Source organism: Vibrio sp. 1562 (assembly GCF_033340155.1).
Lineage (GTDB): Bacteria > Pseudomonadota > Gammaproteobacteria > Enterobacterales > Vibrionaceae > Vibrio > Vibrio alginolyticus.
On sequence record NZ_JAWOVY010000009.1, the window covers coordinates 1 to 17073 of the forward strand.

Genomic DNA, 17073 nt, shown 5'->3' on the forward strand with positions numbered 1-17073 from the left:
TGAGTAGTTTTACAGGCAAAGCCGAAACGGATGATAACCACCTACTGAAGTAGGTGGTTTAGGGCTGAAAACAAAAAAAGAGGCGTAATAACGCCTCTTTTTTATCGCTTGATAACCTTTAGCGTCGACGACGTCCACGCGCTGGATATTCTGCGTCATCTGATGGCTGACCACTTAATGGTGGAATCTTCTCTTTCCCTGCCAGTTTCTTCTGCAGTGAAAGCATCAACTCAGCTTCGGCTTTTGGTAGTTCGCACTCTTCAATCAGCTCGTTGATATCAGCGCCAAGCTGTACCATTTTAGAAGCGCGACTGTACAAGCGACCATCAGTATCAGCGTGTTCGAGTTCGCGAATTCTCTCGTTTAAGTGCTGAATAATGTCTTGTTGCTCCGTCACTTTTTGCCCAAGACCAACGACAACCGAGCGCACTTCGAGTAACTGCTTACTCAACTTTTGCACTTCTTTATCTGCGTGTCGAGATTGAGCTCGTTGTTGGTCTAACTGCTTTTGTAACCCCGAGCGAATCCGCAGTTGCAAAACAACCAATACTAACACGATAAAAGCGACGCCACCCGCAAGGAATGGAGCAGATAAAAGAGTCTCTTCAGCCATCATCATTCAGCCATTAAAGGTGAGCCATCTCGTCCCACTCGTCATCTGTTAGCAGCTTGTTCAAATCCACAAGGATAAGAAGCTTGCCGTCACGATTGCTCACACCCTGGATGAACTTCGCACTCTCGTCGGTACCAACTGAAGGCGTCGTATCAATTTCAGAAGAACGCAGATAAACGACTTCTGCCACGCTATCTACTAAGATACCAATCACTTGACGCTCAGACTCGATCACAATAATACGAGTGTTGTCGGTGACTTCGCCTTCCATCAGGCCAAAACGTGAACGTGTATCGATAACAGTAACTACATTACCGCGTAGGTTGATGATACCAAGTACATAATCTGGTGCACCTGGAACAGGGGCAATTTCAGTATAACGAAGTACTTCACGAACTTGCATTACGTTGATGCCGTACGTTTCTTCTTCTAGCTGGAACGTCACCCACTGAAGAACTTCGTCATTCGATGCATCTTTCTTCACTTCTACTTCAAAAGCTTGAGACATAGTTAATCCTCGTTAATGTCGTTCCCGACTTAAATCTAATTCAGTGATTTGACATCTAAACCGGCGTTTAGCATGTCAATGAGCGCCTGGACATGAATTAAGGCACACATTTTTTCTTTTACCATGCCCGCTAGCCAAGGGCGTTTACCCGCCTGCTCACGCCAGCGAACCTTGTCGATATTAAGCGTTTCAGTCCCCATTAATTGGTTACTGGCCAACCCCCACATGCTCTCACCAAGCATGACGACATATTGGTAGTTATCTTTATAGCTATCATCACGAAGCTTATCTGCCATCACCCATTTCGCGGTATCGATGACATCAAACTGCTGCTCGCGATTCGTTTGTAGCCCCAAATACCAGGCGGGTTTTCCTATCAAATGGTTAAGCTCGCTAATGCGATGAATACCACCTAACTCATCAAGAGGTACAGCAAACGTGACACCATTCACATCAAAGTAAAGAACTTGGAAGTCCTCACTTCGCTTCGTGCTTTCCCAGACCGTTGGTATATCGGAATCTGCTTGTGTTTCGAGTTCAGTATCGACGTTCGCTTCTATATTGATACTTTGTTCGATCACTGCGTGAGGTTCATCCACCTCTGGTTGCGCTTCCTCAAAAACTGGCTCATCAATCACCCAGTCCTGTATTTCCTCAACACCCTGAAGCTCAGGCACCTCACTAAAGGTTTGTACCTCAGGCTCAGCCGCTTTTATCTCTGCTGCAATATCAATCGTATTTTGTTCAAGAATACTATCAATATCCAACTCAGCCACTGGGTTGCTTGCTTCAAGCTGACTTAATAGCCTTTGAACATCTTCCAGGTTTGGAGCTTCCAACTCTGGCGGATATGTTTCTTGAAACTGGTACGTTTCTGGCTCCGAGTATTGTAGCTGTAATTCTGGCTCTGGCTCTGGCTCTGGCTCTGGCTCTGGCTCTGGCTCTGGCTCTGGCTCTGGCTCTGGCTCTGGCTCTGGCTCTGCAGATGATACCTCTTGAGCCAACAGGTCAAGGTCTTCCTCAAGAGTCGTTATTTCAGTTTCATCATCCAGTAATGCATTAAAGTAGTCATCAAGTGCTTGTTCACTGGACAGCACATCATTACTGCTCATCGAACGCCAACCTCTCCAGGTAAATCAGTAGCTGTTTATAGGCAAACACACCACGGCTACTAGATGCAAAATGCGAAGCTGGCAAGTGCTTTAAACTGGCATCGCGGAACTTGGTATCAATAGGCACCGCTGAGGTCCACACTTGATTTGGGTAATCTTTTTTCAGTTGCATCAATGTCTGCAATGACGCTTTCGTGCGCTTATCGTACATGGTTGGGACGATAGTCACTTTGAAACCGCCCGGGCGAGATTTTTGCATAATGGTTAGCGTACGCATCATGCGCTCTAGACCTTTCATCGCCAAAAACTCTGTTTGAACAGGAATCAAAATTCGGTCACTGGCTGCCAACGCGTTCACCATCATCACGCCAAGGATTGGCGGACAGTCAATCAACACATAGTCATAGTCTTGTGAGACAGTTTGCAGCGCCCGTTTTAAGATTAATCCCATACCACTGCGATTACCCATTACGCGATCAAGCGTGGCAAGGGACATATGCGCGGGAATGATATCCATTCCTTCCAGCTCTGTTTCTAAAATCAACGGCTTAACCGTCTCACGAGAAAACGTCTTCAACTGGAATAAATCAAATAGGCTCGAAGTTACTGCATCAGGATCATAACCGAGATAAGTAGTCAGTGAGGCGTGAGGATCAGTATCAACCATCAATACTCGATGGCCTTTCTGGCTCAATAAGCCCGCCAATGTCACTGTTGAGGTGGTTTTACCCACGCCTCCTTTCTGGTTAGCTACACTCCAAACAATCATGATGAATCCTAAGCTAGGCCAACTTCCACCAACATGCGTTCAGCAATGCGGTCAAGCGGTAAATCTTCTGAAGAAATGCCTGCTTTAGCAACCGCTTGGGGCATGCCATAAACAACACAACTTTCTTCATCTTGTGCCCAAATTGTTGAGCCTGCAGACTTCAACATGCGAGCGCCCTCACGACCGTCTGCACCCATGCCTGTCAACACTAAAGAGAGCACTTTGTCGCCATATACTTTTGCGGCAGAACCAAAAGTCACATCCACACATGGTTTGTAGTTCATGCGGTCGCCGCCATCAATAATGCGAAGACGAGCAGCGCCCGCTCGTCCATCCACCATCATTTGTTTCCCACCTGGTGCAAGGTATGCCACACCGGGCTGTAACACATCGCCATCTTGTGCTTCTTTCACTTGAATCTTACACAAGGTGTTCAAACGACTGGCAAACGCAGCAGTAAACGTTGCTGGCATGTGTTGAATCAATACAATCGGATGCGGATAGTTCATCGGCAAACGCGTCAGAATTTTTTGTAGAGCAACGGGGCCACCTGTTGATGTGCCAATTGCCGTCAGTTGATACTTCTTACCAGAAGCACGGTACTTTGTCGCAGCAGGTCGAGTTGGTGTTGGAGTCACAGCTGAAGCCGTTCTTGAACCTAATGATCGAGTAGTCGTGCTGGTACTCGCTGTTGGGCGAGCGATAGGTCGACGCATGAAAGCGCGCTTCGAGGCAATCTGAATCACACGCTGTTGAAGTAATGACACCGCTTCTTCACGGTTACGCGCAATGTCCTCAAACTTTTTCGGTAAGAAGTCCAATGCGCCCGCATCTAGCGCATCAAGCGTAGCTTTCGCCCCGTCGTGGGTCAGGGACGAAAACATTAGAATTGGCGTTGGAGCAGCGGCCATTATTTCACGTACAGCTGTAATGCCATCCATCACTGGCATTTCAATATCCATCGTGATGACGTCAGGTTTGAGAGATTTGGCTTTCTCAACCGCCTCTCTACCATTTACCGCAACGTCAATCACTTCTAGGCGCGATTCTGAGTTGATGATTTCGCTCACGCGACGTCGGAAAAAACTCGAATCATCAACGACTAGTACTTTAATCGCCATCTTATTCCTTTTAATAACGTCAGCTTTGCTTAAAGGCGTGAAGCCGCAGCGTATCGCTTAAGTAAATCAGGCACATCTAGAATTAATGCAATGTGGCCATCGCTAGTAATTGTCGCACCAGCCATACCTGGAGTGCCCTGTAATAGATTATCGAGTGGCTTAATAACCACTTCTTCTTGACCAATAAGCGTATCCACAACAAAACCAACGCGTTGGTTACCAATCTGTACAATCACCACGTGACCGTGACCAGTACGCTCTTGGACGTTTTGCGATTTGGATGCTAACCAGTTTTGTAAGTAAAATAGCGGGATAGATTTCTCACGTACAATGATCGTCAGCTGACCATCTACCACGTTTGTACGGCTAAGATCTAAGTGGAAAATTTCACTCACCGAAGCCAGTGGTAGAGCAAACGGATGACCGCCAACACCAACCATCAGAGTCGGTAAAATCGCTAACGTTAGTGGTACTTTGATCGTAATCTTAGTGCCCTTGCCTAGCTCAGAATCGATATCGATTGAACCGTTTAAGGTATTGATCGCCGTCTTAACCACGTCCATACCCACACCACGACCAGAGATGTCAGAAATTTTATCTTTACTTGAGAAACCAGGTGCGAAGATAAGGTTGAAGCACTCTTTATCTGTTAAACGTGCCGCCGCATCTTCATCCATCATGCCACGCTTCACCGCGATGCCACGCAGTTTGTTCGGGTCCATACCGCCACCATCATCTACGATGGATAGTTCAATATGGTCCCCTTCTTGCGATGCTGACAAAATCACTTTACCTGTGCGTGATTTGCCGGCCTTCGCGCGTGCGTCTGGCATTTCAATACCGTGATCAACCGAGTTACGTACCAAGTGAATCAACGGATCGGCCAATGCTTCTACAAGGTTCTTATCGAGATCGGTTTCTTCACCGCGCATTTCTAGCACGATGTCTTTATTTAGGTTACGAGCCAAGTCACGGACAACGCGCGGGAAACGGCCAAACACTTTCTTAATTGGCTGCATACGCGTTTTCATTACCGCGCCTTGTAGATCCGCAGTTACCACATCAAGGTTAGCGACCGCTTTGGACATCTCTTCGTTGTCGCTATTCAAACCAAGGCTTAATAGGCGGTTTCGAACCAATACGAGCTCACCCACCATGTTCATGATGGTATCAAGCGTCGAGGTATCAACACGAACGGTTGCTTCAGCCTGAGGTTTTTTAACCGCTGGTGCTTTAGCTTCTTCTTTTACGGCGACTGGTTTAGATTCTGGCTTTGGTGCTGGCGCTGTTTGAACGGGTGCTGGCTTAGCAACAGGCTCAGGTTTCGCAGGGCTTTGCTCTACGTTTGCTGAAGCAGGCTTCGTTGCCATATCCAATTCTTCTAGCGTTGGACCTTTACCTGAACCATGTAGCTCATCGAGTAACTTTTCGAACTCTTCGTCCGTCATTAAGTCACTGTCTTGATTTGATGAAGATGACACTGGAGCGGAAGGCTCTGCCGCTTTAGGTGGCTCTACTGGTACGGATGCAGATGCAGCAGCCTCTGCCGTAGAAGGGCTTTTTCCTACACCGTGCAGTTCATCGAGTAAACGTTCAAACTCATCATCAGTGATATCACCACTTTCAACTGATGGCGCACTCGATTGAGGCGGTTCAGATGGCGTTGTAGATGTCGCAGACATTGAGGCGCCTGGCGCTGAACCTTTACCATGAAGCTCATCAAGTAGCTTTTCGAATTCGTCTTGGGTAATTTCATCAACAGAGCCGACACTTGATGGTGCTGACGGCGCAGCAGGTTCTTCGATGATAGGCTCGGGAATAATAGGCTCTGGAGTAGCCACTGGTTCTTCAACTACGGTTGCCGCTACTTCATCTTCTGACTCAGGTTTGCATAGACGATGAAGTTCTTCAAGAAGCTCAGGGTCCGCAGCTTCTAACGGCTCACGATCTTGAACAGCCTGGAACTGGGTATTAACCGTATCCAAGGCTTTTAGCATCGTATCCATTAAGTTTTGCGTTACCGTGCGTTGACCGTTTCGTAAAACGTCGAACACGTTCTCCGCACCATGACAAGTATCGACTAGCTCTGCCAATGAAAGGAAGCCGGCACCGCCTTTTACGGTATGAAACCCGCGGAAAATAGCATTAAGTAAGTCTTTGTCTTCTGGGTTATTTTCCAATTCAACCAACTGCTCAGAAAGCAGCTCGAGAATTTCCCCAGCCTCAATGAGAAAGTCCTGAAGAATATCTTCGTCTAAATCGTAGCTCATACGTTACCTTTAAAATCCAAGACTGGACAACAAGTCATCGACTTCGTCCTGCGATGAAACCGCATCTTCTCTCAGTTCTGGATGAAGAATCGGGCCTTCGGCTTCGCTTGTTTGTGTATTCTTTTTATCTGCCGGTTCTGACAAAACTTGAATATGTTCTTCAAGTTTATTTCCAGAGAATACGGTTAGGATTTCCACTAAGCGGCCTTCAACTTCATTAACCAACGTAATTACGCGGCGAATGATTTGGCCAGTTAGGTCTTGGAAGTCTTGCGCCATGAGAATTTCGGTCAATTGGCCGCGCAATTCAGTGCTGTCACCTTCGACTTGCACTAATAGCCCGTCGATTCGGTGACACAGTGCTTTAAATTCGCTTAATTCTATGCGCCCGTGCATGAGTTCATTCCATTGAGGACGAACTTTTAGAAGGCAATCATGCAGGTTATCAGCGATAGGAAGGCAGCAGTCGACCGCATCCATTGTTTTGTTGGCTGCAAGCTCTGTCTTCTCGATCACATAATTGAGACGATCCCTAGCGTTAGGGATTTCGTCTTTCGCAATTTCGGTCATGCGCTGATCGAGACTGAACTGCTTGAGTGATTCGTGAAGGTCTCGAGTTAACGCTCCAATTTCTTGCAGCATTGGGTTATCGGCACCTTCGTAGATCGAGGCAACAAGCATATTGGCTTGGTCTTGTTCCCCGTTTTCTAGCATTTGAACGAGTGACTTCGCCTGCTCTAGTGAGATCATTCTGAATAGACCCTTTTACGTTTAGTTCTTCTTATCACTTTGAAAACGCTAAACGAGTCATTTAATAGGTATTTAATAATTGGTATGAATGACTCGAATAACAAAGAGAAAGAGAGAGTTATAAACGCTCGAAAATTTTATCTAATTTTTCTTTTAATGTTGCAGCAGTAAATGGCTTAACAATGTAGCCGTTTACACCTGCTTGAGCAGCTTCAATGATCTGCTCACGCTTCGCTTCAGCCGTGATCATTAGAACTGGCAGATGCTTAAGTTCTGCATCCGCGCGGATGTGTTTAAGCAAATCGATGCCTTGCATACCTGGCATGTTCCAGTCAGTTACAACAAAATCGAAGTCACCTTTTTTCAGCATTGGTAATGCGGTTAAACCATCGTCCGCTTCTTGAGTGTTATTGAAACCCAAGTCACGAAGCAGGTTTTTAACAATACGGCGCATTGTTGAGAAATCATCAACAATAAGGATCTTCATGTTTTTATTCAAAATTGCCTCCACTGAATCGTAAAATCAGTGTTTTTAGTCATTTTGTGTCCACGCACTGAGCTTGGTACGTAAACGTTGCATCGCTTGACTCAGTATTTGACTTACGCGAGATTCGCTTACGCCTAACACATCGCCAATTTCTTTCAAATTGAGTTCTTCATCATAATAAAGCGAAAGAACCAAAGCTTCACGCTCTGGAAGCTGTTTTATTGATTCAACCAGTGCTTTTCGAAATGATTCATCAACTACCCCTTTGAATGGGTTGCTGTCATCGGTTTCATCCGCCGGTGAAATCACATCATCAGAAACGCCTAAATCTTCAATACCGACTAATTTTGAGCAGTTGATATCGGTAAGAGCACTATGATATTGATCCAGTGTCATACCGAGATGCGTGGCTACTTCAGAATCAGTAGGATCTCGATTTAATTCGCCTTCCAGCTCCGCAATCGCTTGGTTAATCTCTCGATTATTTTTATGAACAGAACGCGGTACCCAATCGCCTTTACGCATGTCATCTAACATTGCGCCACGAATACGGATACCTGCATAAGTTTCAAAGCTCGCACCTTTAGAACCATCATAATTCTGCTGAGCTTCGATAAGACCGATCATGCCGGCCTGAATTAAATCCTCTACCTGAACACTCGGCGGTAAACGGCCTAGTAGGTGGTGAGCAATGCGCTTAACCAACACTGAATAACGTTCAATGAACGCCTGCTGGCTATTAAATTTGCCATGTTGGTCATAGGTTATCGCTTTATTCACCAAAAGGGTCCTCTGCGAATTCGGTACGATTTAGCAACCTTTCCACAAAAAATTCCAAGTGTCCACTTGGTGTTTTCGGTAGTGGCCACGTCAACGCTTTGTTTGCTAGTGAGCTGATAGCTAAAGCGGCAGGCGAGCGTGGGAACGCATCAACGACAATTTTTTGTCTTTTTACAGCCTGTCGTACTTTATCATCTAATGGAATACATGCTACGAGTTCAAGGCTAACATTCAAGAATCGCTCTGTGACTAGTGTCAACTTTGCAAACAATTCTCGCCCTTCACGGTAGCTTCTGACCATATTTGCTACAACTTTAAAGCGTTGAACTTGGTGTTCTTTACTCAACAGCTTGATTAATGCATAGGCATCTGTGATTGACGTCGGTTCATCACACACAACTACAACCACATCTTGAGCTGCTCGCGAAAAACTGATTACCATGTCAGAGATACCAGCAGCGGTATCAATCAGCAGGACATCCATTTCGTCTTCAAGACTACCAAATGCTCGAATGAGTCCAGCATGCTGAGCGTGAGAAAGCTCTGTCATGCTCTGTGTGCCAGAAGTTGCAGGAATTATCTTTATACCATAAGGCCCTTCGACAATCGCATCTTTTAGCTCACATTCACCCGCTAAGACATGTCCTAGATTACGTTTTGCACGAATTCCGAGCATCACGTCCACATTGGCCAGACCTAAATCAGCGTCGAGAACCATCACCTTCTTGCCTTGGCGAGCCATACAAATCGCCAGACCCAGTGTTACGTTTGATTTCCCCACACCACCTTTGCCGCCAGTAACAGCAATCACTTTGGTCAACGATGGTTGTGTTAAGCGACGGAGGCCGCTTGCTTGATCGTGTATCATATTCTCAGTCATAGTAGTCCGCCGCCTTAGAGTCCTTCACTGTCACTGTTCCAAAAGTGAGGTTCGTTCTCTGTCGACTTCTCTAACAGTTCATTTGCTTTCGCAAGCATATATTTTGGTTGCGCTATCACAATGTCTTCTGGTACGCGCTGACCATTAGCGATGTAAGCTACTGGCATTGCGTTTTGAATCACTACACTGATGAATTCGCCTAGGCTTAATGACTCATCAAGCTTCGTCATAATACAACCCGAAAGTGGTATACGTCGGAAGTGATCCAGCGTTTCTTGTAGAACACGACGTTGTGCGGTAGCCGGCAAAACAAGGTAGCTGTGAATCACTTCCCCGCTCTCTTGCATTAGAGTGTCGAGCTGCTCGGAAAGCCTCACATCTCGTTGCCCCATCCCTGCCGTATCGACCAAAATCAGTCTTCTGTTTCTTAGCTGATATATAACATCGGCTAACTCGTTAGAATCTTTAGCAACTCTTACGGGACAACCCATAATTCTTCCATAAATTGAGAGTTGCTCATGTGCACCTATGCGATATGTATCTGTTGTCACAAGGGCCACATTGTCGGCACCGTATTCCATGGCTGCGCGTGCTGCGAGTTTCGCTACGGTTGTTGTTTTCCCAACCCCCGTCGGACCCAACAATGCGACTACGCCACCACGTTTTAAAATGTCCTGTTTAGGAATATTGATTTGATCCGCCACCAGCGACAATAACGCTTTCCACGCTCGCGCTGGCTTTGTATCTTCCGGGATATAACAGGCCATCTGGTCTGCTAACTCCGGAGAAACGCCCATTCGCTCTAAGCGCTTAATCAGCATTGCTCTTAGTGGCTCACGACGTTCTACTTCTTGCCACATCAGACCAGAAACTTGGTGCTCCAACAGACGACGAATTGACGTCATCTCTTCGCGCATGCTTTCTAGCTCATCGGCCGATTCGTCACGCTCATCACTTGGGCGACGTCGGTCATAGCGCGTCGGGTCCAGCTTGGGCGTCGGACGTTCAAATCGATTGTCCTGTGCGATTAGCTTCGCCAAAGGTGAATCTGGTTGATATGGCGCTGGCTTTTCTTGGTTGTAGCCGTCGCGATGCTTATTTTGGCGTTGCAGCAAAGCAGAGAGCGAATCTTCATTTTCCGCTACGTGGTCGTCAGCATCTGCTGCACCACCGCTATATTGCTTAAGCATATTAGCGAATCGCTGCGTCATTGAGCCTGTTTTTTCATTGTTACTGTTATTACTGTTCAGGCTAATTTTATCTTCATCTAAATGACGATCTTGGTAACGATCAGCAGAAGACGATGACATTTGACGATGTTCGTTATAGCGATTCGATTGAGAAGCACCGCGATTTTGCTGTGACGCTGCGCTTGCTTGAGACGGATTAGATTCACTATCTATCGCCGCAACAATCGCTACTCCACCAGCCACTTTCTTGTTTGACATGATCACCGCTTCCGCGCCTAACTCCTCTTTCACTTGGAGCAGCGCCGTTCTCATGTCTTTGGCAAAAAATCGCTTTATTTTCAAACTATGAATCCATTAATGATGCGTGAGATCAGTTACCCACGGCTTGCACAATTCTGATCTGTTTTTCATCCGGGATTTCTTGGTAAGACAGTACCCGGAGATTAGGTATTGTGTTCTTCACAAATTTCGCCAACGTCGAGCGTAATACGCCGGAAGTAAGCAGAACGGCAGGTTCGCCTTTCAGTTCTTGTTCCTGTGTCGCTTGGCTTAGTGAAGACTGCAATCGCTCAGCGAGTCCCGGTTCAATCCCCGCAGATTCGCCTCCTGATGCTTGCATAGTTTGATGCAATATTTGTTCCAGTTCGGGTATCAAAGTAATCACTGGTAACTCAGGCTCTATACCATTGATTTCTTGAACAATTAGACGTTTAAGACTAATTCGAACTGCTGCCGTCAATATGTCAGCTTCTTGACTCTTACTTGAGTACTCAGCCAAAGTTTGAACAATCGTGCGAATATCGCGGATTGGAATGGCCTCGTTTAACAAGTTTTGTAGGACTTTCACCACCACACCTAATGGTAATTGGTCAGGAACAAAGTTCTCGACCAACTTAGGCGCGCTGCGTCCCAACATTTCTAATAAATTCTCTACTTCTTCATGACCAATTAGCTGTGATGCGTTGTTGGTCAATAGCTGGCTTAGGTGCGTCGCTAATACCGTTGATGAATCAACAACCGTATAACCCAGAGCCTGCGCGTGCTCACGCTGATCTTCTCGGATCCATACGGCTTCCAGTCCAAAAGCAGGGTCAATGGTTGGCTCACCATCAATCATGCCATACACCTGACCTGGGTTAATCGCTAGCTCTTGATCCGGACGAATCTCTGCTTCGCCCACCGCAACCCCCATCAATGTAATTCGGTAACTGTTTGGGGTCAGCTCAAGATTGTCACGAATATGAACCGCTGGAATTAGGAACCCAAAATCTTGCGATAACTTTTTACGCACGCCTTTTACGCGCTCTAACAGTTCCCCACCTTGGTCTCTGTCCACCAAAGGGATTAAGCGATAACCGACTTCCAAGCCAATAATATCGACTGGCTGGACGTCATCCCAAGACAGTTCGCGCTGTGAGGAAGGTTCTGTACCTTCGTCTGCTGTTGCTGGTAAAGCGGGCTCTTTCGCTTTCTGCTTCTGCCGTTTGTCGATGAAATATGCCGCTGCACCGGCCGCGACTGCCAGGCTCAAAAACGCAAAGTGTGGCATGCCCGGTACGATGCCCATCACACCAAGAATAGCCGCAGTAATCATCAGCGCTTTTGGGTTGTCGAACATCTGGAAGACCAGTTGTTCCCCCATGTCTTCATCGGTGTTTTGGCGTGTCACCATCATTGCCGCTGCAATTGACAGCAATAGCGATGGGATTTGTGCGACCAAACCATCACCGATTGTCAGTAAGGTATAGATTTCAATCGCTTCACCGAAACCCAATCCATACTGCGCCATACCGATCGACAGACCGCCGACGATGTTGATAAACAGAATCAAAATACCGGCAATCGCGTCCCCTTTTACGAACTTCGAGGCACCATCCATCGAGCCATAGAAATCCGCTTCTTTGGTCACTTCAAAACGACGAACTCTTGCCTGCTCTTGGTCTATCAATCCGGCATTCAAGTCCGCATCAATCGCCATTTGCTTACCCGGCAACGCATCAAGCGTAAAGCGAGCACTTACCTCAGAGATACGACCCGCACCTTTGGTCACCACCATAAAGTTGATGATCATTAAGATGAGGAAAACCACTAGGCCGACCGCGTAGTTACCACCAATAACGACGTTACCGAACGCCTCAATTACGTTACCTGCCGCATTACCGCCTTCATGACCATGCAGTAAGACGACACGAGTCGAGGCAACGTTCAAAGCCAAGCGGAGCAACGTGGCGATCAGCAATACCGTTGGAAAAGCAGCGAAGTCCAAAGGGCGACGTGTGTAAACGGTCACTAACAACACCACCATCGACAGCGCGATGTTAAAGGTGAAGAACATATCCAGCAAAAATGCTGGAATCGGCAGTACCACCATCGCTAGGGTGGCCAAAACCATCACCGGAGCACCAATAGCTGGCATTTCACGTTGAGGGATTCGTGGCAATTTATCTGCAAACGGCAGGCTTAACTTCATACTACGAGAGATCTCAATCGATTGAAGCGTCGCGTAAGCTCTTACTATTAATACGCGACCGCTTTAGCCTAAAAGTTTAGGTAGGGTTGATAATTAAAGCGTTTTAAGCAATCTATGTACCATAATTAGCGCCAAAATAATGACTAAACACTCAAATAGAGCTTAGCTTTTGATCAAACGAGCTTTTTTAAGGCTTTACCGCTTTTCGTATCAATGACGGTGCTCGGGCGGGATTGGCAAATCATAATCTTGAATTTTCGGGCGCTGTCCACCTCGTTTTCGGTATTGCTTCAATTGGAATACAAATGCCAAAACCTGAGCGACGGCAGTAAATAACCCATCGGGGATCTCTTGCTCGAGCTCTGTCGTGTGGTACAACGCACGAGCCAAAGGTGGTGCTGGCACAATCGTAATGTCATGTTCGCGGGCGACTTCTCGAATCTTCATCGCCATGTGGTCAGTACCTTTAGCGATCACGACTGGCGCACGGTCTGTCTTCTGTTTATAACGAAGCGCTACCGAGAAGTGCTCTGGGTTAGTAACAATAACATCAGCTTGAGGAACATCCGCCATCATTCGACGTTGAGCAGCTTCCCTTTGCAACATACGAATACGGCCTTTCACTTCCGGCTTACCTTCAGTCTCTTTGTATTCGTCTTTGACTTCTTGCTTGGTCATTTTTAACTGATCAGCGTGCTGCCAAATTTGAAATGGAATATCGATGGCAACCACAATCAATAGCGAGCAACTGATCAGCAAAATAAAGTTCAGCAAAATATCTAAAGCATGGAAGATGTTTTGCGGATACACATCCATGCTCAATTGAATCAGATCGGCCTGCGATACTTGGATCAAATAGATGGCGACACCAGTGACCAGAACCACTTTAAGGATTGATTTGATCAACTCTACCCAGCTTTGCATGCCAACCATTCGCTTTAAGCCGCTAAGCGGATTCATTTTCGACAGCTTGGGCATGGCTGCTTGGGCAGAAAAACTGATTCCTCCCACACCTGCTGCTCCAATCATGGCGGCGGTAAACAATGTCGCTAACACCAAAAATAGTGGGAACAACAAATCACTCATCGCGCCCAAAGCGATATCAAACAGTTTTGCAGTATCGAAAATCTCTTCTCGTTGAAGATCAAATAAACGGCTCATGATGGAAAACAATGAACGTGCTAACGCCTCGCCAAACCACATCAATGAAATGGCGCCAACGATCAGCACAGATGCTGATGCGAGCTCTTTAGATCGAGCGACCTGCCCCTTTTCTCTGGCTTGTTGTAACCGTCGGGGCGTGGCTTCTTCGGTGCGTTCCTGACCGTCTGATTCTGCCAAATCTTAGCACTCCAAGCGAATAAGCCGACAAATCTGCGCCTCACCCACTGTCCAGAACATTTCATAATGACTGTATAGACCAGCCAGTATGTACCAACAAAGTAATAGACCCACCATCAAAGCAAAAGCAAAACCAAGCGAGAAGATATTCAGCTGTGGTGCGGCACGGGTCATTACACCAAACGACAAGTTAATGGTCAGTAGTGCAATAATGCCGGATAGAGACATACTCAATGCCGTTTGGAACATAATACCAAGCCAGCCTGCCATTTCACGGAAATCAACCGCGTTGAACGAGCCGGAGCCAATCGGCAAAGTTTTAAAACTGAACACCACCAATTGCAGCATTTTTAAGTGTCCATCGGTGGCAAGGAAAAACATTGTCGTTAAGAACATGAATAACTGGCCAAGCAATGGCGTGTTCTGACCATTTGCGGGATCAACCATAGAAGCAAAGCCCAAACTTGATTGCATACCCAATATTTGACCAAGTAGGACAAAGGTTTGAATCATAAATTGAGTAACCATACCCATCGCTATGCCGATGATCATTTGCTCGGCAATGGTCATGAAGCCACGAAACGAGAGTAGCTCAATGTCCTGAGGTACGGCGGGGATGGCTGGCATGACAGCGAAAGTGATGGCTAAACCGAGGTAAAGGCGGATTCTTGGCGAAACAAATCGGGCCCCGGTTACTGTCATCACCATCAACATGGATGAGATACGAACATAGGGCCAGAAGTAGTTTGCGATCCAATCTAAGACAACGCTAGTGGGGTACTCCATAGGCGCCTCTAATAAAGCACCTGAGGTAAGCGTTCAATCAAGCCATAGAAATATTCCATCAACATTTGCGTCATCCAATGCCCAAACAGCATCAGGGCCAAAAGCGTGACAATCAAACGCGGTAAGAAGCTCAATGTTTGTTCGTTGATGGATGTCGCAGCTTGAAAAATCGCGACTACAAGGCCGATAAGCAAGCTTGGGATGATAATAGCGCAGACCATGATAAGCACCATCCAAAGTGCTTCACGGAAAAGCTCGACAAACATTTCTGGTGTCATGTCTTATCCTCTATCTGCGCTTATCTAAAGGGCAAAGCTGCCCGCAAGTGTCGAGAGTATCAAGTTCCAACCATCGACCAATACGAACAACATCAACTTGAACGGCAACGAAACAATCATTGGTGACAACATCATCATACCCATTGCCATCAGTACCGAAGCGACTACAAGGTCAATGATCAAAAACGGCAAGAAGAGCATAAAGCCAATTTGGAATGCAGTTTTTAGCTCTGAGGTGATAAAAGCCGGAATCAATACCGCCATCGACACATCTTCTGGATTCTCGACTTGCTCTCCTGACATGGTTACGAACGTCTCCAAGTCTTTGATTCGGGTCTGCTTAAGCATAAATGCTTTCATTGGCGCTTGTGCAGCATCAAACGCTTCTCGCGCCGTGACTTGCTCGTTCAAATAAGGCTGAACAGCTTTGTCGTTGATTTCGTTCAGGACAGGAGACATAACAAAAAAGGTCAAAAACAGCGCAATACCAATAATAACCTGATTAGAAGGCGTTTGTTGCAAACCCATTGCCTGACGCAATATCGACATCACCACCACAATTCGAGTGAACGAGGTCATCAGAATCACCATGGCAGGCAAGAAGCCAAGCATGGTCATTAACGCTAAAATTTGTAGTGTAACCGAGTAGTCTTCACTGCCATCAGGGTTCGTGGTCATGGTGAATGCTGGAATACCACCGCCACTAGAAACGGACATAGCACGGCTAGCACCAGTATCACTTTGCATAGCCTGAACTGTAACACTACTTCCATCGGCTAAGTTATCTGGCAGCGCTGACTCCTCTGCTTCAGCAAAGGTAAATGAAGAAAACAGCACGCCGACAAAAAGTAACAACGTACTCAGGAGCAAACGAATTGGATTACCCTTTGTCATGTTTTTTGATCAGCTGGCTAAATTGAGTCGCAAAAGCATTGGTCGCCAACTCTTCCTCTTTCAGTGGCTTATCTAACTTGGCTAAAGTTTGGATCGATTGGCTAGTAATCCCAACCAAAAACTGTTCTTCACCCACTTGAACTACTGCGATTCTTTCTTTTGTACCCACTGGCAACTGACTCACTATACGCAAGCCCTTTTGTTGTCCCATCGCTGGCACTTGCATACGTTTCAGCAACCAAGCCAGTAAAAGAATCACGCCGATTACAAGCACAAGCGAGCCAAGTGTCGTCGCAAGATCCAGATTATTTGGTGCGGCAGCAAATGCATAAGGAGCACTTAGCATTAAGCTCAGTGCTCCAGTGATTTGCTTCAGTCGCATTTTGATTGAACGACTCATCTTAACGCAGCTTCTTAATTCGTTCAGTTTGGCTGATCACATCCGTCAAACGGATACCAAACTTATCGTTGACGACCACGACTTCGCCGTGAGCAATCAAAGTACCGTTAACCAATACGTCGAGCGACTCACCGGCTAGACGATCCAACTCAACAACCGAACCTTGGTTAAGCTGCAACAGGTTCCGAATGCTAATTTGAGAACGACCGACTTCCATCGAAATCGTCACCGGGATATCCATAATAGTGTCGAGTTTACGACGCTCATCTTCGCTAATTGGGCTTGAAGTGTCTTTTAGCTCTTCCAGTGGCGCAGCCAATACTTCATCTACGTCTACAGAAGGGGCAGACGGGTCTTCGCCAAGAGCGGCTGCCCATTCGTCTGCTAGCTTTTGATCGTCACTTGGTTCCATTTTTCTATCCTG

The 17073-nt window shown here is 46.6% G+C and carries 18 protein-coding genes; all 18 read right to left on the reverse strand.

What is annotated here, in order from left to right; translation table 11 throughout:
- Positions 1-118: 118 nt before the first annotated feature.
- Positions 119-613: a DUF2802 domain-containing protein gene (locus R7Z49_RS11245; protein WP_025998721.1), complete on the reverse strand. Its 495-nt coding sequence runs from the start codon at positions 611-613 to the stop codon at positions 119-121.
- 13 nt (positions 614-626) lie between these two features.
- A complete protein-coding gene (locus tag R7Z49_RS11250; protein ID WP_005380507.1) occupies positions 627-1121 on the reverse strand; it encodes a chemotaxis protein CheW in 495 nt (164 codons plus the stop codon).
- A gap of 35 nt (positions 1122-1156) precedes the next feature.
- Complete coding sequence (locus R7Z49_RS11255; RefSeq protein WP_213908270.1) at positions 1157-2233, reverse strand: chemotaxis protein CheW; 1077 nt, start codon at positions 2231-2233, stop codon at positions 1157-1159.
- Positions 2223-3002, reverse strand: coding sequence for a ParA family protein (locus R7Z49_RS11260; RefSeq protein WP_176311123.1), 780 nt, complete (start codon positions 3000-3002; stop codon positions 2223-2225). Before R7Z49_RS11260 ends, R7Z49_RS11255 begins: the two co-directional genes overlap by 11 nt.
- A gap of 8 nt (positions 3003-3010) precedes the next feature.
- A complete protein-coding gene (locus R7Z49_RS11265; protein ID WP_318111669.1) occupies positions 3011-4123 on the reverse strand; it encodes a chemotaxis response regulator protein-glutamate methylesterase in 1113 nt (370 codons plus the stop codon).
- Positions 4124-4152: 29 nt separating this feature from the next.
- On the reverse strand, positions 4153-6393 hold the full coding sequence (locus R7Z49_RS11270; protein ID WP_017635948.1) for a chemotaxis protein CheA: 2241 nt from the start codon (positions 6391-6393) through the stop codon (positions 4153-4155).
- Between the two features lie 9 nt (positions 6394-6402).
- The gene (locus R7Z49_RS11275) at positions 6403-7143 is read right to left on the reverse strand and encodes a protein phosphatase CheZ (RefSeq protein WP_005380502.1); all 741 of its coding nucleotides are present in this window, start codon (positions 7141-7143) and stop codon (positions 6403-6405) included.
- A 118-nt stretch (positions 7144-7261) separates the two neighbouring features.
- Positions 7262-7630 carry a chemotaxis response regulator CheY gene (gene cheY, locus R7Z49_RS11280; RefSeq protein WP_017635949.1) on the reverse strand — a complete coding sequence of 123 codons (369 nt, stop codon included), beginning with the start codon at positions 7628-7630 and terminating at the stop codon, positions 7262-7264.
- A gap of 45 nt (positions 7631-7675) precedes the next feature.
- A complete protein-coding gene (locus R7Z49_RS11285) occupies positions 7676-8410 on the reverse strand; it encodes an RNA polymerase sigma factor FliA (protein WP_005380499.1) in 735 nt (244 codons plus the stop codon).
- Positions 8403-9290 (reverse strand): MinD/ParA family protein, encoded by an 888-nt coding sequence (locus R7Z49_RS11290; protein ID WP_005380498.1) that lies wholly within the window; start codon positions 9288-9290, stop codon positions 8403-8405. Before R7Z49_RS11290 ends, R7Z49_RS11285 begins: the two co-directional genes overlap by 8 nt.
- Before the next feature lie 14 nt (positions 9291-9304).
- A complete protein-coding gene (gene flhF / locus R7Z49_RS11295; protein WP_033907111.1) occupies positions 9305-10822 on the reverse strand; it encodes a flagellar biosynthesis protein FlhF in 1518 nt (505 codons plus the stop codon).
- Positions 10823-10850: 28 nt separating this feature from the next.
- The gene (gene flhA / locus R7Z49_RS11300; RefSeq protein WP_025998722.1) at positions 10851-12950 is read right to left on the reverse strand and encodes a flagellar biosynthesis protein FlhA; all 2100 of its coding nucleotides are present in this window, start codon (positions 12948-12950) and stop codon (positions 10851-10853) included.
- Between the two features lie 210 nt (positions 12951-13160).
- Positions 13161-14291 carry a flagellar biosynthesis protein FlhB gene (flhB, locus tag R7Z49_RS11305; protein WP_206949744.1) on the reverse strand — a complete coding sequence of 377 codons (1131 nt, stop codon included), beginning with the start codon at positions 14289-14291 and terminating at the stop codon, positions 13161-13163.
- Positions 14292-14294: 3 nt separating this feature from the next.
- Entirely contained in the window at positions 14295-15077 is a 783-nt protein-coding gene (fliR, locus tag R7Z49_RS11310) for a flagellar biosynthetic protein FliR (RefSeq protein WP_206949745.1), read from the reverse strand.
- Positions 15078-15085: 8 nt separating this feature from the next.
- Positions 15086-15355: a flagellar biosynthesis protein FliQ gene (fliQ, locus tag R7Z49_RS11315; protein WP_005380488.1), complete on the reverse strand. Its 270-nt coding sequence runs from the start codon at positions 15353-15355 to the stop codon at positions 15086-15088.
- A gap of 24 nt (positions 15356-15379) precedes the next feature.
- Entirely contained in the window at positions 15380-16249 is an 870-nt protein-coding gene (fliP, locus tag R7Z49_RS11320; RefSeq protein WP_005380487.1) for a flagellar type III secretion system pore protein FliP, read from the reverse strand.
- Entirely contained in the window at positions 16236-16649 is a 414-nt protein-coding gene (fliO, locus tag R7Z49_RS11325; RefSeq protein ID WP_005380480.1) for a flagellar biosynthetic protein FliO, read from the reverse strand. The genes fliP and fliO overlap by 14 nt, the downstream gene beginning before the upstream one ends.
- 1 nt (position 16650) lies before the next feature.
- Complete coding sequence (gene fliN, locus R7Z49_RS11330; RefSeq protein ID WP_005380479.1) at positions 16651-17061, reverse strand: flagellar motor switch protein FliN; 411 nt, start codon at positions 17059-17061, stop codon at positions 16651-16653.
- Positions 17062-17073: the final 12 nt, after the last annotated feature.